Origin of the sequence: Megasphaera sp. UPII 135-E (assembly GCF_000221545.1) — a bacterium.
Lineage (GTDB): Bacteria > Bacillota > Negativicutes > Veillonellales > Megasphaeraceae > Megasphaera > Megasphaera hutchinsoni.
Genome location: NZ_AFUG01000043.1, coordinates 71,682 through 95,526 on the forward strand (window position 1 = coordinate 71,682; position 23,845 = coordinate 95,526).

General features: G+C 38.4%; 19 protein-coding genes. 10 read left to right on the plus strand and 9 right to left on the minus strand.

All coding sequences use genetic code 11. From position 1 onward, the window contains the following. Positions 1-53: 53 nt before the first annotated feature. Both HMPREF1040_RS06855 and HMPREF1040_RS06860 read right to left on the minus strand, forming a co-directional pair. Positions 54-665, minus strand: coding sequence for a hypothetical protein (locus tag HMPREF1040_RS06855; RefSeq protein WP_007393237.1), 612 nt, complete (start codon positions 663-665; stop codon positions 54-56). 10 nt (positions 666-675) lie between these two features. Continuing rightward, positions 676-1,263, minus strand: coding sequence for a xanthine phosphoribosyltransferase (locus HMPREF1040_RS06860; RefSeq protein ID WP_007393215.1), 588 nt, complete (start codon positions 1,261-1,263; stop codon positions 676-678). A 244-nt stretch (positions 1,264-1,507) separates the two neighbouring features. Between HMPREF1040_RS06860 and HMPREF1040_RS06865 the strand changes: the two genes are divergently transcribed. From HMPREF1040_RS06865 to HMPREF1040_RS06885, 5 genes are all read left to right on the plus strand, one after another. After that, the gene (locus HMPREF1040_RS06865; protein ID WP_007393168.1) at positions 1,508-5,251 is read left to right on the plus strand and encodes a phosphoribosylformylglycinamidine synthase; all 3,744 of its coding nucleotides are present in this window, start codon (positions 1,508-1,510) and stop codon (positions 5,249-5,251) included. Between the two features lie 150 nt (positions 5,252-5,401). Beyond that, entirely contained in the window at positions 5,402-5,686 is a 285-nt protein-coding gene (gene rpsF / locus HMPREF1040_RS06870) for a 30S ribosomal protein S6 (protein ID WP_007393178.1), read from the plus strand. A gap of 15 nt (positions 5,687-5,701) precedes the next feature. Beyond that, a complete protein-coding gene (locus HMPREF1040_RS06875) occupies positions 5,702-6,133 on the plus strand; it encodes a single-stranded DNA-binding protein (RefSeq protein ID WP_007393155.1) in 432 nt (143 codons plus the stop codon). Positions 6,134-6,175: 42 nt separating this feature from the next. Further along, positions 6,176-6,406 carry a 30S ribosomal protein S18 gene (gene rpsR, locus HMPREF1040_RS06880; RefSeq protein WP_007393217.1) on the plus strand — a complete coding sequence of 77 codons (231 nt, stop codon included), beginning with the start codon at positions 6,176-6,178 and terminating at the stop codon, positions 6,404-6,406. 266 nt (positions 6,407-6,672) lie between these two features. Further along, a complete protein-coding gene (locus HMPREF1040_RS06885; RefSeq protein WP_007393214.1) occupies positions 6,673-7,992 on the plus strand; it encodes a gluconate:H+ symporter in 1,320 nt (439 codons plus the stop codon). A gap of 50 nt (positions 7,993-8,042) precedes the next feature. Here the strand turns inward: HMPREF1040_RS06885 and HMPREF1040_RS06890 are convergent, their stop codons facing one another. Beyond that, complete coding sequence (locus HMPREF1040_RS06890) at positions 8,043-8,933, minus strand: diacylglycerol kinase family protein (protein ID WP_007393222.1); 891 nt, start codon at positions 8,931-8,933, stop codon at positions 8,043-8,045. Positions 8,934-8,977: 44 nt separating this feature from the next. After that, the gene (locus HMPREF1040_RS06895) at positions 8,978-10,345 is read right to left on the minus strand and encodes an aminopeptidase (protein WP_007393234.1); all 1,368 of its coding nucleotides are present in this window, start codon (positions 10,343-10,345) and stop codon (positions 8,978-8,980) included. A 247-nt stretch (positions 10,346-10,592) separates the two neighbouring features. Here HMPREF1040_RS06895 and fusA point away from each other — a divergent pair, with 247 nt between their 5' ends. Continuing rightward, entirely contained in the window at positions 10,593-12,665 is a 2,073-nt protein-coding gene (fusA, locus tag HMPREF1040_RS06900; RefSeq protein WP_007393228.1) for an elongation factor G, read from the plus strand. A 35-nt stretch (positions 12,666-12,700) separates the two neighbouring features. On the opposite strand, the gene pyk is transcribed toward fusA, so the two are convergent. From pyk to HMPREF1040_RS08345, 4 genes are all read right to left on the minus strand, one after another. Beyond that, entirely contained in the window at positions 12,701-14,446 is a 1,746-nt protein-coding gene (pyk, locus tag HMPREF1040_RS06905; protein WP_007393182.1) for a pyruvate kinase, read from the minus strand. A 142-nt stretch (positions 14,447-14,588) separates the two neighbouring features. Continuing rightward, complete coding sequence (gene queC / locus HMPREF1040_RS06910) at positions 14,589-15,269, minus strand: 7-cyano-7-deazaguanine synthase QueC (RefSeq protein ID WP_007393238.1); 681 nt, start codon at positions 15,267-15,269, stop codon at positions 14,589-14,591. An 85-nt stretch (positions 15,270-15,354) separates the two neighbouring features. Beyond that, positions 15,355-15,810: a transporter substrate-binding domain-containing protein gene (locus HMPREF1040_RS08340; RefSeq protein ID WP_255261341.1), complete on the minus strand. Its 456-nt coding sequence runs from the start codon at positions 15,808-15,810 to the stop codon at positions 15,355-15,357. Positions 15,811-15,817: 7 nt separating this feature from the next. Beyond that, on the minus strand, positions 15,818-16,183 hold the full coding sequence (locus HMPREF1040_RS08345) for a transporter substrate-binding domain-containing protein (protein WP_007393200.1): 366 nt from the start codon (positions 16,181-16,183) through the stop codon (positions 15,818-15,820). A gap of 172 nt (positions 16,184-16,355) precedes the next feature. Here HMPREF1040_RS08345 and HMPREF1040_RS06920 point away from each other — a divergent pair, with 172 nt between their 5' ends. Then, positions 16,356-16,904 carry a phosphatase PAP2 family protein gene (locus HMPREF1040_RS06920; RefSeq protein WP_007393213.1) on the plus strand — a complete coding sequence of 183 codons (549 nt, stop codon included), beginning with the start codon at positions 16,356-16,358 and terminating at the stop codon, positions 16,902-16,904. A 105-nt stretch (positions 16,905-17,009) separates the two neighbouring features. Here HMPREF1040_RS06920 and bioB read toward each other — a convergent pair whose 3' ends face one another. Continuing rightward, positions 17,010-18,002, minus strand: coding sequence for a biotin synthase BioB (bioB, locus tag HMPREF1040_RS06925; protein ID WP_007393171.1), 993 nt, complete (start codon positions 18,000-18,002; stop codon positions 17,010-17,012). 189 nt (positions 18,003-18,191) lie between these two features. Between bioB and HMPREF1040_RS06930 the strand changes: the two genes are divergently transcribed. The 3 genes from HMPREF1040_RS06930 to HMPREF1040_RS06940 are packed head-to-tail and all read left to right on the plus strand — an operon-like array spanning position 18,192 to position 23,841. Next, entirely contained in the window at positions 18,192-19,580 is a 1,389-nt protein-coding gene (locus tag HMPREF1040_RS06930; RefSeq protein WP_007393188.1) for a PLP-dependent aminotransferase family protein, read from the plus strand. 4 nt (positions 19,581-19,584) lie between these two features. Beyond that, the gene (locus HMPREF1040_RS06935; RefSeq protein ID WP_007393185.1) at positions 19,585-20,850 is read left to right on the plus strand and encodes a DNA repair exonuclease; all 1,266 of its coding nucleotides are present in this window, start codon (positions 19,585-19,587) and stop codon (positions 20,848-20,850) included. 6 nt (positions 20,851-20,856) lie between these two features. Continuing rightward, positions 20,857-23,841: an AAA family ATPase gene (locus HMPREF1040_RS06940; RefSeq protein WP_007393202.1), complete on the plus strand. Its 2,985-nt coding sequence runs from the start codon at positions 20,857-20,859 to the stop codon at positions 23,839-23,841. Positions 23,842-23,845 lie beyond the last annotated feature (4 nt).

Consider the following 23,845-nt stretch of genomic DNA (forward strand, 5'->3'; position numbering starts at 1 on the left):
ACGAAGAAAAAAACTATCTCAATATATGTCGAGATAGTTTTTTGTTTATTTTTTTAAAATAAATATTTGGTTTCATAGCTCAAGTCCATATATTGGGCTAAGAGATCGTCGCTAAAACCATATTCTTCTGATTTTCCAATAAATTCGCCTACGCGCAGTTTTAGTCGTTGAGTTGAAGGTAATGGTTTTTGATACTCAAGACGTAATCTAGCAGCATCTTTTGATTTATCTTCCACTTGCACAAATAGACCATTTTTAAAGGTTAGTTCAAAAACGTTTTTAAAGGCATGAGGTAATTGAAAGCCGAAAGGAATAAAATAACTTTCTATGAAATGATTGCCAATTAATATAGAGCCACTATATGTTAATTCGTGATTTAGGTCGTACCGCAAGTTCCCCGCAGGGGAATGAAAAATGGTAGGTTCGATAGTATCAATGACGGGAGGGGTCATGTCGCTATGGTTGGTTAATAATGTTTTTAAGGTGAGTCGTTTTTGTTTATTTATTGTAAAAATACCAGTGTATCCTCGAAGGCAAGCTTCATTATAAATAGCGGGGCAAAGGGAGAAGTGCTCTATTTGAAAAAATGCTTCGGGACATTCTATTGCTACAATACTGTATTTAAAGGTGGAAAAGTTAAAACCATCAAAAAATTGAGCACGCATAATTCGACTCCTATTCAGCAGGAAAATGGATAAAGACGGGACGATTATTTTCAAATTTTTGTATAGAGGCGAGGGCTTTTACACAAATATTTTCTTTTTCTAGACAGGCCCGACCATGTTGAAAGGCTTTTTCTATAATTACACCGAGACCGATTACTTTACTTCCCGCTTCTTGTACTAAGTGGGTTAGCCCTAAAGCAGCGGCCCCACTAGCTAAAAAATCATCAACGATTAGTATGTTTTCATTCGGTGGAAGATATTGCTTGCTAATGGTAACGGTATAGTTTTTTCCTTTGGTATAGGAATAAATTGAGGTGGTATATTGATCGTCTATGGTGAGTAATGTCGTGTGTTTCCGGGCAAATACAACAGGTACATTATGGAGGGCAAGGGCTGTTGCATAGGCGACAGCAATTCCAGATGTTTCAATCGTTATAATGCGATCAATAGGGTATTGTGCGAAAAGATAAGCTATTTCTTGGCCCATTTTATTTAACAGGGGGATATCCAGCTGTTGATTTAAAAAATTATCTATTTTTAAAATTTTATTGTCAATAACACAACCATCTTTTAAAATTCGATCTATTAATTCTTGCATATGATATCTCCCTTATATAATTTAAAGAATATATATAGTCTAATATGGTTTATTTACAAAGTCAATATAAAGAGGATATAGGCATATTGGGAAATTAGTATAGGATAAGAAAAAGCAAATATTTTCTATTTTTGCCCGCATATAATATTTATACGTATTTATCATAAGTTGGTTTACAGATACAGTGCAAAACGAGTATACTAAGATAGTATATTAGGTTTTGATTTTTTGAGGAGGTCGTTTTATGCAGCCTATTCGACGGTTATATGTAGCTAAAAAACAATGTTTTGCGGATGAAGAAAAACGAATGTTGTCTGATTTACGTAACAATTTACTTATTCATGACTTAGAGTCATTACGTATTTTCCATCGATATGATATCGGTGGATTAGATGAGGACGCATTTTTGGCAGCAAAAAAAATGATATTCTCAGAACCTCCAGTGGATGAAGTATACGATTCATTGACGCTGAATGACGGGGAGCAACTGATTGCTATTGAATATCAACCAGGACAATATGATCAGCGTGCAGATTCAGCGATGCAATGTTTACAAATGCTTACCATGAAAAATGATGGTATAGTTCGGACGGCAAAGGTGATTGTTTTTTCAGGCAATCTTTCTATTCAAGATATGGAACGTATACAGGGATATTGCATTAATCCTGTGGAAGCGAGGAAGGCCTCATTAGATGCGTGCCAATCGCTTACATTAGCGTTGGAAGAACCAGCACCCGTTTCGACTATTACGGGATTTATAGTGTATACGGAAGAACAACTACGAGATTTATTAGAATCGTTGGGATTGGCTATGAGTTTTGCCGATTTACAATTCTGTCAGTCTTATTTTAGAGAGGAAGAACAACGGGATCCAACGATTACTGAAATAAAAGTAATTGATACGTATTGGTCGGATCATTGTAGACATACAACCTTTAATACAGCGTTAACAGACATTACGTTTGCTGAAAGTCCGTTGATTAAACCTGTACGAGAAGCATATCAAGCATATCAACAAGCACGAAATATGTTACAGCGTAAAAAGCCTATTTCACTGATGGATATGGCAACCATAGCTGTTAAAGAATTGCGACAAGCGGGAAAGTTACAAAATTTAGATATATCTGATGAAATTAACGCTTGTACTATTGTTGTACCCGTTGATGTGCAAGGAAAAGAGGAAGAATGGTTACTTCTTTTCAAAAATGAAACACATAATCATCCGACCGAAATCGAACCTTTTGGTGGTGCGGCTACTTGCCTAGGCGGTTGTATTCGCGATCCTTTAAGCGGACGGGCGTATGTATATCAAGCAATGCGGATTACTGGTTCGGGAGATCCACGGCAACCTGTGAGAGAAACCTTAACGGGTAAATTACCACAGCGTACGATTACAACTGGAGCGGCGAAGGGGTATAGTTCTTATGGAAATCAAATTGGGTTAGCAACAGGAGAGGTAAAAGAATATTATCATCCTGGATTTATTGCCAAACGGATGGAAATTGGTGCGGTAATAGGAGCAGCTCCGCGGGAGAATGTAGTACGAAAAACGCCATTGCCTGGAGATATCGTGATTTTACTTGGCGGTAAAACGGGGAGAGATGGTTGTGGTGGCGCTACGGGGTCATCAAAAAAACATACGGTTCATTCTTTAAGTGATTGTGGTGCAGAAGTTCAAAAGGGAAACGCCTTAACGGAACGTAAAATACAACGTCTGTTTCGCCGTGGTGAAGTAACAAGATTAATTAAGCGGTGTAATGATTTCGGTGCGGGTGGTGTATCTGTTGCGGTAGGAGAATTGACCGAAGGGTTACATATACAGTTAGATGTTATTCCTAAAAAATATGAAGGGCTAGATGGGACGGAACTTGCGATTTCGGAATCACAAGAACGCATGGCGGTAGTAGTTGATGCAGCAGATAAAGAGCAGTTTATGAGGTATGCGGCAGAAGAGAACTTAGAAGCTACGGTTATTGCAGAAGTAACGGCGGATAAACGGTTAGTGATGCGTTGGCGTGATCAGCAGGTGGTTAATTTAGCGAGGTCATTTTTAGATACAAATGGCGTTATGCAGGAACAAACAGCCCATGTAGCTGCTCCTAGCGAGAAGAGTTTTTTTGCCATGTCACCAATTGCGGATAGAAAACAGTATTGGAAAAAGGTCATGGGAACGTTAAATGTTGCATCAGAACAAGGGTTAGCAGAGCAATTTGATAGTTCTATTGGTGCGGCTACGATGTTAATGCCTTTTGGCGGTATTTGGCAAAAGACACCGGTGGCGGGCATGGTTGCAGCTTTGCCCGTACGAGGGGGACAAACGGAAACCGTATCTATTATGACGCATGGGTATGATCCGAATTTAGCTTCGTGGAGTCCTTTTCACGGTGGCCTCTATGCAGTTTTATTATCGCTTGCTAAGCTTGTGGCTTTAGGGGGAAAGCGACAAGATGCGTATTTGACGTTACAAGAATTTTTCCCTTCGTTAGGTACAAACGATACTTATTGGGGTTTGCCAGTTAGTGCTTTATTAGGTGCGTATAAAGCACAAAAGGAATTAGGTATTGCTGCTATTGGCGGTAAAGATAGTATGAGTGGTACGTTTGAACAATTAACTGTTCCACCGACATTAGTATCCTTTGCAGTGGTAACGGCAAAACGTTCGGATATTATATCGCCAGAATTTAAAGGGGCGAATCATATTGTTTTATTGGTACAAACACCACGAGATGAAGTGGGAATGCCCAATTTCGAAATCTTTAAACAACATTGTGATGCGCTGAGAAAAGAACAACAAGCAGGCACTATATTTGCTTTGCGTGCGGTAGATCAAGGTGGCGTAGCGGCAGCATTAGTGGAAATGGCGGTAGGTAATCGTTTGGGCGTGCAGTTGTCCGATATAGTTGATGATGCTACTTTATTCCAAGCCTCGTATGGCGATTTCATAGTGGAAATGGATGAAGCATCGGCACAACGGTGGGAGGCATTATCACATGTTATGCGAATTGGTATGACGCAAGAAAAGGCTATCATGAGTTGGAAAGATGGGTTTATTTCCTTGATGGAATTGCAAGGAGCATGGGAAGATACGTTGTCTTCTATTTTTCCATTGCAATGTGAAAGTAAAACGGATAATAGCTCGCTGCCTAAATATACCACTCGTGCTAGTCGGCGAAGTGAAGTATGGGGGAAGCCGACTGTATTTATCCCCGTTTTTCCAGGAACTAACTGTGAATACGATTCGGCTGCGGCGTTTGAACGCGTAGGAGCCAATGTAGATATGATGGTATTAAAAAATAATACGGCGCAAGCATTACAAGCGTCTATGACCGAAATGGTTAAGCGTCTTAATCAGGCACAAATCATATTTTTCCCAGGCGGTTTTAGTGCAGGTGATGAACCAGATGGTTCGGGTAAATTTATTGCTACGGTCTTTAGGAATCCAGTCTTGTCAGATGCATTAGAGCGACTATTATATGAACGAGATGGATTGGCATTGGGGATTTGTAATGGTTTCCAAGCGTTGATTAAATTGGGGTTATTGCCGTATGGTCACGTTCAGCCTCTTGCCGAAAATAGTCCAACATTGACGTATAATACGATTGGTAGGCATATTTCTCGAGTGGTGCAGACAGAGGTAGTTTCCGTACTAAGTCCTTGGTTTAATAAAATCAATGTAGGCGATATACATTCATTGCCGATCTCTCATGGAGAGGGAAGGTTTGTTGCATCGGCGGAAATGATTAAGTCTTTATGTAAACAAGGACAGATAGCTACGCAGTATGTTGATATGGAGGGAAATGCCACTTATAATAGTGAATATAACCCAAATCAGTCTGTCTTTGCTATAGAAGGCATTACGAGTCCTGATGGGCGTGTATTAGGTAAAATGGCACATAGTGAACGTTCTGTAGCGGGAAATGTTCTAAAAAATATACATGGTAATATGATACAGCCATTGTTTGCGGGCGGGGTAGAGTACTTTAGGTAAAGGTAGATATACCTATATTATGTTATGTATGAATAGGGATTTTTTAGTTGAAATTTTTTATCGTGAATGATATAATAAATAGGCTTGAATGTATCAGGCTCCTAACCCTTCTTTGGGAAGGGTCATAAGTCCAAAAGAGGAGGTGATTTCGTGAATAAGTACGAAGTCATGTTTATTGCGAAGCCGTTAGAAGACGAAGCGGTAAAACCCATTATTGAGTTTGTCGATGCATTGTTAAAGAAAAACGGTGCACAGGTAAAAAAGATTGAACCATGGGGTAAACGTCATTTAGCATATCCTGTAAAAAAACAGAATGATGGCTATTATGTCTTGGTTAATTTCGATGCTGAACCTGACATTATTAAAGAAATTGACCGCGTAATGAAAATTCGTGATGAAATCTTAAAACACTTAATTGTTAAGATTGACGAATAATCGGAGGCGTAAGGTATGAATTCAGTACAATTATTAGGGAATCTGGCCAGAGATCCAGAGATTAGAAGCACTACTACTGGTAAAACAGTAGCAAGGTTTACGGTTGCTTGCTCTAGTTCATATGTATCTGCAACTGGTGAAAAGCGAGAAATGACTGATTTTGTTCCTTGTGTTGCGTGGGGAAATTTGGCGGAAAGCTGTCAGGAAAATTTAGCAAAGGGAAAACGCGTTTTTGTACAGGGACGTTTTTCTAGACGTTCTTATGAAACTCAAGATGGGCAAAAACGTTATGTGACGGAAGTTGTTTGCGAGTTTATAGGACAGCCTTTGGGGAAAGGTATGAATGAAACCGGCATGGGTAGATCGGGTGCACAGGAAACCGTGCATACGGAAAATCAATCCTTTGGAGATGCTGGTAGTCCTAGCACAGAAGAAGTACCTTTTTAATGTCAAACAGTACCCTTCTTATTAAAAAAGGAGGAAGTATAGATGAAAAGAGATCGTTCAAGAAAACCAAGAAGAAAAGTTTGTAATTTTTGTGTAGATCATGCAGAACAAATTGATTATAAAGATATTGCAAAACTTCGGCGTTTTACGACAGAACGTGGTAAAATTTTGCCACGGAGAATTTCTGGTGTTTGTGCTAAACATCAGCGTAAATTAACACTTGCTATCAAGCGTGCAAGAGCGATTGCATTATTGCCTTATACGGCAGAATAATAAAAAAAGACAGTTTCTTAGGAAACTGTCTTTTTTTTATTATAGGCAGATTAGGATAATAGCGAGCGGGGGATGGTGGGATAAGTATGGTTAGTTATGCATAAAACGGTTTACACTTTTTCTATGACCTTGTATAATACAAGAGAATGAATGAAACGTATCATTATAATAATTAAAAAATGATTTTTTTATATCTTAATATGATGCGGTTTTTATTTTTATTATTGTATAAAGTAATTATTTATTAAAAAGGAGGGTGATGAAATATGCCTTTAATCATCTTAGCTATTGGTATTGTTATTTTATTTTTTCTTATCGTAAAAATGAAGCTAAATAGTTTTTTAGCATTATTACTAGTGGCGGGCTTTGTTGGCTTAGCTGAAGGTTTACCACTTGTGAAAATTATTCCGACGATTGAAAAGGGGTTAGGTGGTACACTAGGCGGACTTGCTATTGTCATTTCTTTTGGGGCTATTTTAGGTAAATTAATGGCTGAAAGCGGTGGTGCGCAGCGGATTGCGATGACTTTAATTCGTGTTTTTGGTGCGAAGAATGTAAAATGGGCTGTGTGCTTGACTGGTTTCATTGTGGGGATTGCTTTATTTTATGAAATTGGTTTTGTATTGTTGATTCCGATTGTGTTTACGATTGCGGCAGCAGCGGGAGTTCCTCTTTTAGAAGCGGGTATTCCTATGGCGGCAGCGTTATCGGTTACGCATGGTTTTTTACCACCACATCCGGGTCCTACGGCGATATCCGTTATTTATAATGCAGATATTGGTAAAACGTTAGTTTATGGTTTTATTATAGCTGTTCCAGCTGCTATTATAGCAGGGCCGTTATTTTATAAAACGATACATCATATTAAAGCAGAAATGCCAGAACATTTATTTCAATCTAAAGTTTTTCAAGATGAGGAAATGCCAAGTTTTACTGTTAGTATTATTACGGCATTGATTCCTGTAGTCTTAATGGCTATTTCGGCTATAACGAAGATGACTTTGTCTCCGGAAGCTACGTTGTATCCTATTCTTACCTTTTTAGGGACGCCTGATATTGCCTTGACGATTTCCATTGCTGTGGCCATTTACACGTTTGGCTTACAACGGGGAAAGACAATGAAAGAAGTAATGACTATTGCTCAAGATGCGATCTTAGCTATTGCTATGATTTTGCTCATTGTTGGCGGTGGAGGTGCCTTAAAACAAATTTTAATTGATAGTGGCGTAGGTACGTATATTGGTAATATAGCTGCTCATTCTGGATTATCACCATTATTGCTGGCTTGGGTAGTGGCTGCGGTTATTCGTATTGCTTGCGGCTCTGCTACTGTTGCGGCATTAACGGCTGGCGGAATTGCGGCACCTATTGTTGCGGTTACGGGGGTAAGCCCTGAATTGATGGTGCTTGCGACAGGTGCGGGCAGTTTAATTTTTAGTCCACCAAATGATCCAGGATTTTGGTTATTTAAAGAATTTTTTGGTTTAACAGTTAAAAATACCGTTCGTACATGGTGCGTATTAGAAACACTTATTTCCATTATTGGTTTAATTGGAGTTTTGATTTTATCGATATTTGTTGCGTAATGCGTACTTGAAAAAGACCATCTCTTTTATTTTTAAGAGATGGTCTTTTTTTATTTTGGGACATAAATGGATAAGAAAGAAGGTAATATTTCTAAATTTAAGGGAAAATTAGGTCCTTCATCTCCGTCCATATTGGTATGGAGTAGAGGGTCTTCTAATAGGGTAATACGAGCTTTTGTTAATGTCAGCAATGTCATATATTCACCGCTTAAAGGTGTACTAGAAAGAAAGTCGGGAATCATTTTTAAAAGATCCAAATAAGAGAAATCTTTAAAAATCGCTAACCAAATTTTTCCATCATTGACACGTGCTTGCGGTGCAACATTGCGAAAACCCCCAATTGAATTTGTTAACATAGCAATGATGAGTGGACTGCGATATATGAGTTCTTCTTGCTCTGTTTCGATTTTAAATAAGGACGTGGTATGATTTTGTAGTGTTTTTATACCAGTTAAAAAATATGCTAATGGACCGAGTCGCGTTTTTTGTTCTACTGATACATGACCAACTGCATCAGGTAAGATTCCTGCGGCAACTGTGTTTACAAAATATTTATCATTTACTTTGCCGATATCTACCTGGATGGTTTTGCAATGCGAGAGCATGGAAATAGCTGCTTCTGGATGGAGAGGAATTTGTAAAGCTCGTGCTAAATCATTAATGGTACCTAAAGGAATAAAGCCAAAATGGATGGGTTTATTGGCTAAAGCAAGACCGTTAATCGTTTCGTTTAATGTACCATCGCCCCCCATACAAAAAATAGAATCAAAACCACATAAGGATGCTTCTTTTGCCCAGTATGTAGCATCACCGCGTTGACGTGTTTCCCGCAGTTCAACATAATCGAACATGCTGTCTAATTGGTATTTTAAATCATCTTTATGATATTTTGCACGTTCCTTTCCAGAAGAAGGATTAATAATTACAAGACACCGTTTCACTGCTATATGCTCCTTATTAATGATAATGGATATATGGTAACATATTAGAGACTTTCAAAGAAAGCTTTGTAAGCTAAATAAGCACAGTAAGCATCTACTTTAGCGACTAATTCTAATGGAGCATGCATGCTTAACATAGCGACCCCACAATCGACGACATCGCAACCCCAATTAGCCATGATATAGGCAATTGTACCACCGCCGCCTTGGTCTACTTTTCCTAATTCACTAATTTGCCAAGGCACATTATTTTCATTAAAAATATTTCTGATTTTTATTAAAAATTCAGCGTTTGCATCACTGCTCCCTGCTTTGCCACGTGAACCGGTGTATTTGCAGAGTGCGATGCCGTATCCAAAGCGACCGGCATTGTTCTTTTCAAAGGCACTTTCAAAATTAGGGTCTAAGGCAGCACAAACATCGGCAGATAATACTTCGCTTTGTCTTAATAAACGACGTAAGTATAATTCCTCTTTATGACCTTGTAAGGCTAATAATTCACTAATGAAATCAAGAAAATAAGAAGCTTGTACCCCTGTATTGCCCATAGAACCGATTTCTTCTTTATCTGCGAATAAAGCAACTTGTGTTTTTTCTGTACTGTGTGCATGTAAAATTGCTGCTAAATTAGCATATGAGCAAACCCGATCATCTTGTCCGTGAGACATGATCATAGAACGATCTAGGCCTACATCACGGCTCTTTTGAGCAGGAACGATTTCTAGTTCGGCCGTGGTAAAGTCTTCTTCTTCGATATTATATTTTTCTTTTAATAATTGTAAAATAGCTGGTTTTACCGTGTCTTCGTCACTGTGAATGCCGATTATAGGCATAAGCATTTCCCCGGTAATAGCTTCGCCTAAAGGCTTGGTGATTTGATCTTTACCCAAATGAGGAAGTAAATCGGTAATATAAAGAACTGGATCTTGCGGCTCATCGCCAATTGAAACATCAATTCTTTTACCACTTGCTGTATATACGACACCTAACAAAGCCAAGGGCATACAGACCCATTGATATTTTAAAATGCCGCCGTAATAGTGTGTTTTAAAATAAGCAATATTATCTTTTTCTACGAGAGGCATGCCTTTTAAATCTAACCGGGGGCAATCAATGTGAGAGCCAACGATTTTAAGACCAGCTTCAAGCGGTTGTTTCCCTATAATCGCCAAGACAACGGCTTTTCCTTTTTGATCCCAGAATACTTTGTCGCCTGGTTGAAGTGATGTATATTCTTGGATGGAGCGAAACCCCGCTTTTGTAGCTTGGCGTAAAATTTCTTTATTCGCTAATCGTTCAGTTCGAGCTGTATCCAAAAAAGCTCGATAATTAGTAGCATAGTTTTCTACTTCTTGTCTTTGCTCGGTTGAAAAGCGTTGCCAAGCACTGTGTTCTTTGTCAAACGTTTTCATAAAAACCTCCTATTGCTATTTTAATTTATAACACTTTTATTATAATCATCTTTTTATAAAAAAGAAAGAGAGGAGTGAGGAAGGGCGGTCGAGGAGATGATTTATGTATGCGTTTTAGTTTTATTTCAATTGTTATATTGCTTATTTAGCTAAATGAATTACATAAAAGAAGGTCAAGGAAAAAGGAAATTAATAAAAAGATACAGAATATAGTAAATAAAATTATATGTTCTAGGAGGCGATTTGAATGAAGGAATATACCAGTGAGCAGATTCGCAATGTAGCTGTGCTTTCTCATGATGGAGCGGGTAAAACGGCGGTGGTTGAATCGGTTCTATTTACGTGCGGGGCGATTGATGCAGTTGGTGTCGGGAAAGATAATAAGCATGTCATGGATTATGAACCAGAAGAAATTAAACGTAATGTAACGATTCAATTAGGTATAGCTCCTTGCCAGTGGGAGGACCATAAAATCAATTTCTTGGACACTCCGGGATATTCGGAATTTTGCGGCGAAGTGCGTTCGGCATTACGGGCGGCAGACAGTATCTTGCTAGTTGTATCAGCGGAAACGGGAATTGAAATAGATACCGAACGAGCATGGGATTATGGTGTGGCGTTACAATTGCCGCGGATGGTTTATGTAAATAAAATGGACGGAGAACAAGCCGATTTTTTTGGTTGCTTAGAAAAGATGCGGTCTGTTTTTGGGAAATCGATTATGCCGTTACAAATTCCGTTAGGTGAAGGAAAAGATTTTCGTGGGATTATTGATGTATGCAAGTTGATTGCATGGGAATGGACAAATGGAGAATGTAAAGAAATTAAAGTACCGCCTGAATATATGGCGAAGGCTAGACAAGTAAGGGAAATGTGCATGGAAGCCGCGGCAGAAGGTGATGATGCATTATTAGAAAAATATTTAGAAGGAGAAGAATTAACATTAGAAGAACTTCGGTTAGGGTTACGGCAAGGGATGCTAACTGGTCGTGTATGCCCCGTCATGTGTGGCAGTGCTAGATATCATATTGGGACACAAGAATTATTGCGGCGAATTATTACCTATATGCCAGCGGGATCACAAAAAGTTATATCAGGACAAGATGAACAACAAAAGGATGTTGTATTAGTATATGCGAATAAACCTTTTTCAGGGTTTGTGTTTAAGACAACTATTGATCCCTTTGCCGGTAAATTAAGTTATGTGCGAGTTTTTTCGGGAACGTTAAAAGAAGGAGATAAAATTTATAATGTAACACAAGGCAAAGAGGAAAAGTTAAATAAAATATTGCTTTTAACGGGTAAAGAAACGCAGTCTGTAACACAAGCTGTAGCGGGGGATATTATCGTATTACCTAAGCTGTCTGATACTCGTACGGGCGATACATTAGCGACGACAGATTTTATTGTTCGGTATGATCCGATTCGTTTTCCAAAACCATTGCATCAGGTTGCTTTGGGGGTTGAGAAAAAAGGGGAAGAAGAAAAATTAGTTAATGCTTTAGTGCGAATTAGTGAAGAAGATCCGACGTGTCAAGTTGAAAAAAGTATTGAAGGAAAACAAATTTTATTGCGGTGTATGGGGGACGTTCATTTCGATCATATTATGACTAAAATAGAGCGTAAATATGGCCTTAAGGCTGTAGTAGAAGAGATGTATATTCCGTATAGGGAGACGATTAAGGGAAAAGCAACGGCTGAAGGAAAGCATAAAAAACAAAGTGGTGGACATGGGCAATATGGACATGTTGTACTAGAAATGGAGCCGATACAAGGGGACGGTGAGTTCGAGTTTGTAGATGCTATTTTTGGTGGGGCTGTACCAAAACAATATATTCCAGCAGTTGAAAAGGGTGTACAAGAAACCTTGCAAAAAGGTATGTTAGCAGGGTTCCCTCTCATTCATATTAAAGTGACGTTAAAAGATGGTTCTTATCATACGGTTGATTCTTCGGAAATGGCCTTTAAAATGGCGGCTGCTGTGGCTTTGAAAAAGGGCATTCCTGAAGCAGATCCTGTGTTATTAGAACCTATTTATACGGTGGAAGTAGTTATACCAGAAGAATTTATGGGCGATATTATGGGAGATTTTAGTGGTCGGCGTGGACGTATTTTAGGGATGGAACCACATCGCAATAGAAAGGGGATTATTGTTGTAAAGGCTCAGGTACCTTTGGCGGAAATGATTGGATATGTAACGGTATTACGTTCTATGACACAGGGAAAAGGAACATTTAATTTAGCTTTTTATGCATATGAAGAAGTTCCTAAAAAAATTACCGAAGAGATTATTGCAGCACGAGCACAGGCAAAAGAATAAAAAAAATACCTCGACAATATTGTCGAGGTATTTTTTTATCGAGCATTGGTGATACCACGGAATATGGTATCACGATTACTATCAACGGTTACGGTATCATTGTTTTTTAAAATTTTTGTCGCATTTTTAGCACCGATTACGGCAGGTAGGCCTAAAGTCAAGGCGATAATTGCAGCCTCACTGGTAAGACCACTTTCTTCTGCAACGATAGCTTTGGCTCGTTTCATGTAGGAGATAAACTCTGGTTCTGCTGATTTTAAAACAAGGATACAATCATCGGTGAAGCGTTGCTTTAAGTTAGTTAATGTATCGGCGATGCAGACGGTACCGATGGCCGATCCTTTTCCTATTCCCGTACCTGATAATAAAATATCGCCTACCACTTGCACGCGGATCATGTTGGTAGAACCCGATTGCCCAACGGGTACACCTGCGGTTAAGACGACTAAATCTCCCACGTTAATTAAGTGATGGGTTAAGGCTGATTGGATAGCGGTATGGACTACTTCATCGGAATTTTTGGCAGGTTCACCGAGGATTGCTTGTACACCCCAATTTAATTGAAGGGTACGTATAATGTCTTTATGCGGGGATACAGCAATGATTGGGCATGAGGGTCTAAACTTTGAAATCATTTGAGCGGTGCTTCCCTTTTCGGTGGAGGCAATAATTGCTGCGGCATGCAAATCTTCTGCAATTTTTACGACTCCTTTACCAATGGATTCTGTGGTTGTGGGAGCGGCATAATGTTGTGTTTGATGATGGAAGGGATAATGCCCTTCTGTATAGGTGGCAACTTTGTTCATAGTGGTTACTGCTTCAATGGGATATAGTCCATTGGCGGTTTCTCCACTGAGCATAATCGCATCGGTTCCATCTAAAATTGCATTAGCTACGTCACTTGTTTCCGCACGTGTGGGGCGTGGATTGGCACACATAGATTCTAACATTTGGGTGGCCGTAATGACGGGTTTACCAGCGATATTGCATTTTTGAATAAGCATTTTTTGGAGGGTAGGGACTTTTTCGGCAGGAATTTCTACGCCTAAATCACCACGTGCGACCATAATACCATCGCTTAGTTGAATGATTTCGTCAATGTTTTGTACGGCTGTTTGACATTCTATTTTTGCAATGATTTTTATGGTTGAATGATTATCCTCTAATAATTTTCGAATAGCAATAATATCTTCTCCTTTTTGAATAAAGGATGCAGCAATAAAATCCATGTGCATGTCTATGCCAAAAAGAATATCTTCTATATCGGATTGAGATATTGCTGGTAAATTAAGTATTGTACCTGGGATGGCAACACGTTTTCGATCGCTCATTTTTCCTGTATTTAAAATTTGCGTGTGAATTTCTGTGTCTGTTATGCGTTCTACGCTTAAGGTTACGAGTCCATCTGATAAAAGAATGTGACTGCCTATGGAAATATCTTTAGGTAAATCTTTATAATTTACAGAGGCAATGGTTTCATTTCCTATCAATGAACGTGTAGTTAAGGTGAAAGGCTGTCCTGCTTTCATTATAATGGAACCATTTTCGAAGGAACCTAAACGAATTTCTGGACCTTTGGTATCTAACATTAGAGCTATGGGAATTTGTGATTTTTTTGAAATATTTCGGACGAGGTCAATTCGTTTTTTATGTTCTTCATGGGTACCGTGGGAAAAGTTAAAACGAGCAATATTCATGCCCGAATTAATTAAATTTTCAATTATTTCTGGTGTTTGTGAACTAGGACCTAAGGTGCAAACAATTTTTGTCTTTTTGGGCATATATACCCCTCCCTTTTTCTAAAAAATACATATAATTAAATTAATATATAGGATTTTAATTGTGTTTAGTGTATCTTATAAATAGGAGTGTGGCAAGTGAAATATAAAAATAGCCGCCATCTGTTTATGAGGGCGGTTATTTTTATAAAGCAGGATCTTTTTTATTGTTAGCAGCAAAAGCCGCAGCTCGATCGCGGCATGTTCCGCACACTCCGCAAGGATGCTCTTTTCCTTCATAGCAGCTCCACGTTAAATGATAGGGGGCATGTAAAGATAAGCCTTCTTGCACGACACGTGCCTTATTCCAATGTAATAATGGTGCTTTTAATTGACAGGTACGACCAGATCCTTCATAAATAGCATTGGCCATAGCTGTTTCAAATTCAGGAGTGCAATCGGGATAAGCACGACCGGCTGCATCATCGGCATGTGCTCCATAGTAAATATAATTTGCTTGTGTGCTTACAGCAAGTGCGGCGGCGAAGGATAGAAAAAGACCGTTGCGGAAAGGTACATAAGTATCTAGCGTTCCCGTACCTCCTTTTTCAGCGAGTTGTGTTGCATAAGAGGTGTGGGCAATTTTTCCTTGGCGACCTGCTAATAGTACACAGTTACTAAGTGAAAATGCTTGAGAAACATCGATTTCCCTATGTAATACTTGATAGTAGCTCGCAATATCTCTGGCAGCAGTGAGTTCTTTTGCATGTTTTTGCCCATAATAAGCCGTTACAGCGAGTACTTCTTTTACACCATACGTTTGGATGGCGAGGGCTAAACAAGTGGTTGAATCAATACCACCACTAAGTAATACTAAACATTTCATAGGATTTTCCCCTTTGCAACATATTCTTGTTTTATTTTATCAAGGAAAAGGAAAAAAGCAAGTGAAATTTGCATTTTTATATAGTTTATTGCCCTGAGGTAGTGAGCAATGCTTTTTCCGCTGAATTAGGTAACATGGGGGGATTTTCGCCAAACCATTTTTGATAAATTTTTTGGAATTTGCCATTAGCTTTTAAAGTAGCTAAGGCTGTATTGATTTCTTGTTGTAATTGTGAATTATCTTTATTCATGGCAAAGGCTAAATATTCGCTATGGGTATTCGGTAAATTAATTACTTTGAATTTTCCTTTTCCTTGATTCTGGAGATAATAATCAGCTACGGGTTTATCTAAAATGCCAGCTGGGGAGCCGCCTACTTGTAATTCCATAATGACGTCAGCATTGTGATCAAATTGTTTGGTTTGTATATTATTTTTAGTACAATAATCAGCGGCAGTTGTTCCCATTTGTACGGCAACTGTTTTATTGTGAAGTGCGGATAGAGAAGTAATTTCACTATTTATAGGTACTAATAAGACCAATTTTGATTCATAAAACGGTGCAGAAAAAGCAACTTTTTTTTGCTCTTTCCGCCGATAAAGTGATACCAGAAGCACCTAAATCCATGGTATGCTGTTGTAAGGCGGGAATAATTCCTGCAAATGGAATATTATTCATGACTACTGGACGTCCGATTTCGTGGGAAATTTCATTTAATAAGTCAATTTCAAATCCCTTATAGTCAGAGGATGATGCGTCATCTTTAAATTCAAAAGGAACAAATGTAGCATTAGTACACACTTGCAAGGGTTCGTTTGCGGTGTTTTTAGTAGTTGTTTGATTACTGCAGCCACTTAAACAAAAGACGATGGTAGTTATCGTGCATAGTAAAGAAAATAGTTTTATATGTTTCATATACATACCTCCAAATGAATTAATAATTATTAAACTGGATAAATTATACAATAAAAAATACACGATGTCTACAATAAAATAGAATAAAAATTCAAAACAATGAAATAAGAATAAAAAGACAGAGAAATAAAACGATATATGAACTTATGAATAGAATAGAAATGGAGTAAATATGCGAGATGATAAAATAAAAATGATTTGGTCTATTATTACTAGATTTGGATATTTAATATATATCATTTATGGGATATATGCGTGGTTGTATCCTCGTAAGAATAAGCAAAAGGTATATCAGCGGCAATCTTTGATCTATTGTTTAGGGGCTGTTTTTAGTGGTTCAATTGTATCGTGGCTGATAGGAAAGCTATGGTATCGTCCACGTCCTTTTGTGCAACAACATATTACCCCTTGGCATATACATCGAGCTACGCCCTCTTTTCCGAGTAATCATGCGATGAATAGTATAGCTGTTTCGCTGTTATTAGTTATGCGAGGACATAAAGCAGGATGGGGGCTATTATTGTGGTCCGTTATTTTAGCGTGTTCACGTTTTTTTTGTCGGCTTCACTATTGGTCAGATATTATTGGGGGCATGTTTTTAGGGGGAAGCATTAGTTTATTGATTTATAAAAGTGATAGGATGAGTCGTTTTAGTCACTATATTGTGCGTAGATGTGCACGTGGAGAAATCTTGCTTAAGCAATGGCTTCATGGGTGGTAATTAAATAAAAGCCATAAAAAGAATAAACAGATGGGGTTCTTTTTATGGCAGATATAGAGGGTATAAGGGAATATTTAATTATCGTGGAGCAGATAAGATGTGCATTTAGGCATTAGGTTGTGTACAAGGACGCTCTAAATCACGAAGCATTTGTTGATCTAATGATGTTTCGTTGCCACGGGTGGTTAAATAACCGCCAATCATAATACCATTTAGACCACCCGTTAATGCATAAGGTTGGAGAGTGCGTAAATTTACTTCTCTACCACCAGCTGTACGTATTAATGCATGAGGTAAGATAAAGCGAAAGACAGCGAATGTGCGGAGAATTTCTAACGGTGGTACAAGAGGATTATTGGCAAAGGGAGTGCCTTTTACGGGATTTAAAATGTTTAGGGGAACAGAATCAATCCCAAAATTTTTTAGAGCAAAGGCCATTTCAATTCGTTGTTTAGGTGATTCGCCCAAACCAAATATTCCGCCTGAACATACGCGTAAACCTGCTTGTTGAGCGGTATGTATCATTTTCGATTTATCGGCAAAGGTATGGGTTGAACAAATAGAAGGAAAGTATGAAGGTGCGGTTTCTATATTAGCGTGATAGCGAGAAATACCTATTTTTTTTAACGCTTTTGCTTGGTCTAATGTAATCAGACCGAGCGAACAGCATGTTTCTAGATGAACTTCGTTTTTGATGCAGTCTAAGGCATGGAGTATTGCTGTAAATTCGGGCCCTTCAACAACGGAGCGACCGCTAGTAACAATGGCAAAGCGAGCAGCACCAGCATTTTTGGCTTTTTTTGCAGCCTTGATGATAGACGGTGTATCTAAAAGAGGATATTCGGAGATACCTGTTTTATAATGGGCTGATTGAGCACAAAAACGACAATTTTCAGGACATTTACCGGAACGCCCATTAATAATGGCACAACAATCTACTTTATCGCTATGAAAGTGCTGACGTATTTTATCGGCTAAGGCGAGCAATAAAGGTGTATCGGCAGCGGGGAGTGAGATTAGTTCATATGCTTCTGTTTTAGAAATATCGTTTCCAGCTATTACTTTTTGTGTATAGGCTAATAATGTTTGTAAATCCATGGATAAACTCCTTTAAATAACATAAAATGAATTCTTTGTCATTATAAGGTAAAATGACAAAAAAGACAACCTATATAAAAAATAAAGGTTTACAAACAAAAGGAAAAATAAGCGAAGACCGCCTCTTTTCAGATATAATGTTTTTCGTTACAATAGGTATATAGTGTAAAAGGTGAAGGGGAAAATAGGATGTTACAAATTGACCCATTAAAAAAAAGTCCTTATTATGTGCAGATTTATGCGTATTTTAGACAAGAAATAGAACAAGGCCGCATTACGGCAGGAGTGCGTTTACCCGCGATTCGAGAATTAGCAAAACAAATCCATGTTAGTAAAATGACGGTAGAAAAAGCGTATAAACAATTGGCAGAGGAAGGCTATATATTACAGCATTGTAAATCACGATATGAGGCGACTTACTTAGATAGGGCGATTAGTAAGAAAATTGTTTCTATTACTCCAGGTATATCGACCGGTCAAAAACGGACGTATTTATACGATTTTGGCAGTGGCGATATGGATATGGAAGGTTTTCCGCTTACATTGTGGCGCAAGTATATGAATCGTGTTTTATCTGATCCCGTATATTTGTCGGCTTGTGATGATGAACAGGGCGTATCGGCCTTGCGGATTGCTTTAAGTAATTATGTTTATGAAACGCGTGGGGTAAAAGCAAATCCTGATTGTATTGTTATTGGTGCGGGAACGTCTACTTTGTTACATATTTTAACCACATTATTGCGTTCTTCTTATTCTCATATTGCTGTTGAAAATCCTGGGTTTCGGTTAGGGCGAGAACTATTTCGCAGTGCTGGGTATCAACTTGAAATGATACCCGTAAAAGAAGGGGCACTTGATTTATCCTCCTTAGAAAAAAAAGCGGGGCAGCTTATTTATGTGAGTCCATCACATCAATTTCCGACAGGGACGGTAATGAGAGCAGATTTACGATATCGTTTGATTACTTGGGCAAAGACTAACGATGGTTTAATTATAGAAGATGATTATGACAGTGAATTGCGGTATTATGGTAGACCGATACCAGCATTGCAAGGATTAGATGATGGGGAACATGTTATTTATATGGGTGCTTTATCCAAAATTTTGCCTTTTTTTGTACGACTAAGTTATATGATATTACCTTCAGCAATAGTGGCTCAATACCATAAACAAATTAGTCTTTTTAGGCAGACTGCTTCCGTTGCTGAACAATGCGTTTTAGCGGCATATATTACAAGTGGCGAAATGTATCGGCATGTCAAACGATTGCGGCGTATGTATCAAGAAAAGGCGATGCGTTTAGAAGGATTATTGCGGCGCACCTTTGGTTCGCAACTGGAAGTTCAGCATGTTCTTTCGGGGGTATATTGTTTAGTGCGAATTTATTCTAAGAAGACTACACAGGAATTGGTGAATGCGGCAGCGGCACAAGGTTGTAGGGTACTTTCTGTACAATCTTTTTATGAACAACCTCAATTGTGGGATGAGCGAGAGTTTTTATTGTCATTTACGAAAATTAGTAGTGAAGAAATGCCAGAAGCGGTACAAGCTTTATATCGGGCATGGAAAGAAGGGTAGCAATATGGCAAAGGGATTTCGATTTATACAATGTGGAGATCTTCATTTAGGAAGTCCATTTCGTGATTTAGTATTGGTGGATGAACGTTGGAAACAGAGTATTAGTAAAGCACCCGTACGGGCTTTTCAAAAAATTGTCCAATTAGCCATTGAAAAAAAAGTACATGCCGTTTTTATTACTGGTGATGTATATACTAGCCGAGAACATAATTTGACAGCACAACTTGATTATGTTCGTCTCTTGCATCAGTTAGCCCAACATCATATTGAAGTTTTTGCTGTATTAGGAAATCATGATCCCTTAGAAGCGTGGAAGGCGAATATACCGCTTCCTGCTAATGTACATGTTTTTTCTACAACGCAAGTAGAACGAGTTCCGTTGGTAGTAGAAGGGGAGGAAGTGGCCGCTATTTATGGTCAAAGCTATGCCAAAATGGAGCAACGTGAAAATATAGCAAAACAATTTCATCGCTCTGCTTCAGATACGTATGCCATTGGTTTATTGCATACGCAAGTCGGTAATTTGCAGTCTACTTATGCTCCATGTACAATACAAGATTTGTGTGATAGTGGTATGGATTATTGGGCGTTAGGGCATGTACATAAAAAACAGATTTTACATGAAAAACCGTATATTGTGTATGCTGGTAATCCGCAAGGATTAGATTGTACGGAAATCGGTGAACGAGGATGTTATTATGTAGAGGTAGGTCCATATGGAACGACCGAATTAACTTTTTTTGATACTAGTGTTGTATGTTGGGAAACGGTTGAGCTCTCGATTGATTCGATAGAATCGGTTTCTGAAATGAGGGATGCTGTTCGTTTGGTTAAAGAAAAAATTCGTCGGACTATTGGTAAACCCACATTTTTGACGATTGATTGCGTGGGACAAGGTAGCTTATATCCTGTTCTTAATAATCAAGAAGCAACGCAATATTGGTTGGATAGTTGGCATGAAGAAGAGAAAGGGAAATACGCCTTTGTTATGGTTGAACGATTACGAAATTTAGCGAGACCGAAGATGGATATTAGTGAAAGAGGAAAGTTGCCAGATACAGTAGGAGATTACTTAAATGTTATAGAAGCGATAGAAAATTTATCCTTAGAAAAGAAAACGCAGGTGTTGCGAGATATCCTTACAAAACGCCCAGAAATAGAGCGTTTAGGTAGATATAGCCATTTGATTTCAGATGAACGATTGGTAGAAGCTTTTGAGAAAGCAAAATGGGTAGGTATACAACAATTGATGGAAGATAGGAAAGGATAAATACAGATGAAAATAACACAAATGCATTTGGATGATTTTGGAATTTATCATCATGTCGAATGGACGCCACCAGAACAGGGTCTTATGATTATCCATGGTCCTAATGAAAGCGGAAAAACGACATTGATGAAATATGTTCGTTCTATGTTTTTTGGGTATCCCCGGGGGGAGTGGAAAGGATTTTTTGGACATATTGATATTCGTAGACATACGGGAAAAGCCTATCGTATTTATCGTAATGAAAAAGAGTTTTATATCGCGGATGGGGATACCATTCTCTATGAAGAACCATCTACTATGTGGTGGCACGGGTTAGACAGACAAACTTATGATAAAATTTTTGCTATTGGGCTGGAAGATTTGCAAGGATTTAAAATTCTTTCTAATGAAGAAGTGCGTAGTCATTTTTTTAGCATAGAAGGTGGCGTACGCATGGGGACGACTAGGCGTGAATTTATAAGACGCATGGGTGAATTATTAGTGCCGTCCTCACAAGGGAAGAAAGTGATTAATGTATTATTGCAAGAACAAAAAGAGTATGCTTATCGGATTGATAAATTAGTGTATGATGAAGATGAATTTGCACAATTACAAGCTCAGGAAAAAAGATCGTATGAAGAAGTAAATCAATTGCGTTTACAACAGGAAGAGCTAAAAATGCAAATGGAACAAGTCTTGTTAACGATGTCGGCGTGGAATATATATCAACGAGGTCAAGCCGCACAAAAAAAAATGCAAGAATTGGCATCGATATCCCAATTTCCGCAGGAAGGTTTACAACAAGAAAGTGAAATTGAAAGCAATATAAGTAGACTCACCACACAAATTCAAAAACAGCAGAGATTATATCAAGAAAAAAACACGTATCATGACGAGTGGAAACACTGGGAGATTTGCGGAAAAACGATAGAAAAGGTGTATGACAAGGTTCATGAGTGGAAACAATATGAACAAATCTTGCAAGAGAAAGAACAACAAGCAGTGCAGTGGAAACAAGCACTAGAGCAAGAAGAAAGGAAGTTAAGACCTTATTTTGGTACGTCTATTGCAAGACAGGTAGACTGGCAAGATGGATTTTTGGTAGCACAAAAATATGCTCAGGTTTGGCAGCAATTATTAGCTTGGAAAGCGAGAAAACCAAAATCTGGGTGGATATCATCTACGCCAGAATATGATCAAGCAGAGAAAACAGAAGCCTATTGGCAACAGCAGGGGCCACGAATAGAAGAGTTACAACAATTGATTCATACATGGCAAAAAATACAAGCCGTATGGGAGATGATAGAACAAGATAAGCAAACACCTAAACGAGGTTTAATGTGGGGTATTGGGGGTAGCTTGAGTATAAGTATTATTAGTGCGGGCTTAGCGTTTTGGCAAGTAGTTCCTCTATTTTGGGGTTATATGGCGGCGGTTTTTTCCCTTATTGTTTTGGTCATATTGGGATATATGCTCCTAATGGGGACTTATACACCGAAAAAAGAGGTTGTCCATGAGCAGTTACAAGAAGTAGAAAATAAAATATGCCTTTTATCTAAGCAAGGTAATTTGGGATTAGACGGGGATTTTAAATGTGCTCTATGGCAACAAAAAATAGAAGATATGAAAAGACAATATGCTCATTGGCAAGCTGACTATTCCAAGTATGTATGGAAAAAAGAGCAGAAAGAATTATATCAATCGGTTTATGGTCAATGGCAAAACGAAGGGAAGCAGCTGAAAGCTTCTGTTCGGGATGTTATGGATGAATGGAAAAAATGGTATGAAGTACAGGGGATACGGCACTTGCCACACACTGACTTTATGCTTATTCAACAGGCTTGGAAGCGTTGGTATAGTTATCAGCAACAATTGTGTGCATGGAAAGATGAAAAAGTGCAGATTCAACGGCAAGTGGAGGATTTAACGGTTCAAGTGAAACAGCTGTTTAAAGAACTTTCATTTGCAGAAAATGTAACACCTGACAATGTTATTTTATTATATAAAAAATGGCAAATGATTCGCGTGCAAGCGGAAGTAGCTCGTGAGCAAGACCATCAACGGGTAATACAAAAACAACAAGAAGAACAATTGCAACGAGAAAAAGCACGGTGGGAAGAAAAACAACGGCAGTTATTTCAGGCTGTTAGGGTCAAAACCAGTGGTGAATTTAGAGATAAAGCCTTGCAATACCAACAGTTTTGTCAGTATAAAGAAATTTATAGACAATCGGAAGACCATCTTCGGTTATTAGCGAAAACGTCGCAAGTGCTAAAGCAATTGAAATATGACTTACAACATTATACGGTGAAGGATTGGCAAGATAAGCGGATACAGTATGAACAAAAAATTAAAGAATTAGAACAGAAAATTGCAGATATTGTTGAGCACAGAGGGAGTATTGTAGAACGATTGAGTCAAATGGCTAAAAACGAAGAATATAATAGGCTTTTGCAGGAACAGCAGCATCGTAAGGCGTTGTTGGATAATCAAGTAGATAATTGGCTTATGTATATGTTTGCGGAACATATGATGGGGGAAGCACAAGCGTATTATGAACGAGTACGACAGCCAATTGTTATCCGTAAAGCGGGTGAATATTTGCAAGAAATGACCGCAAGGAAATATACGTTGCAAGCTAGTTTTGATGGTAAACAGTTGTATGCTGTAGATAATACACAACGGCGGATTCCCGAAAAACAATGGAGTAGTGGTTTGGGAGATCAAATTTATTTAGCTGTTCGCATTAGTTTAGCCGTTGTTTTTTCTCAACAGTTAGAACCGATGCCGATTGTTTTAGATGACATTTTGGTTCGATTTGATGAAGAACGTCAAAAAGCGGCGTTACGTTTTTTGGCAAATGTGGGTAAAAAAGAACAGGTATTCTTGTTTACTTGCTCACGCATGACTCGCAATATTGCTATAGAAGTTCAACAAGAAGAAGGACTGATAGATTCAGGCATACATATTTTTGAAATTAATAAGGGAAGTATACAGCCGATAAATGAATAAGCAT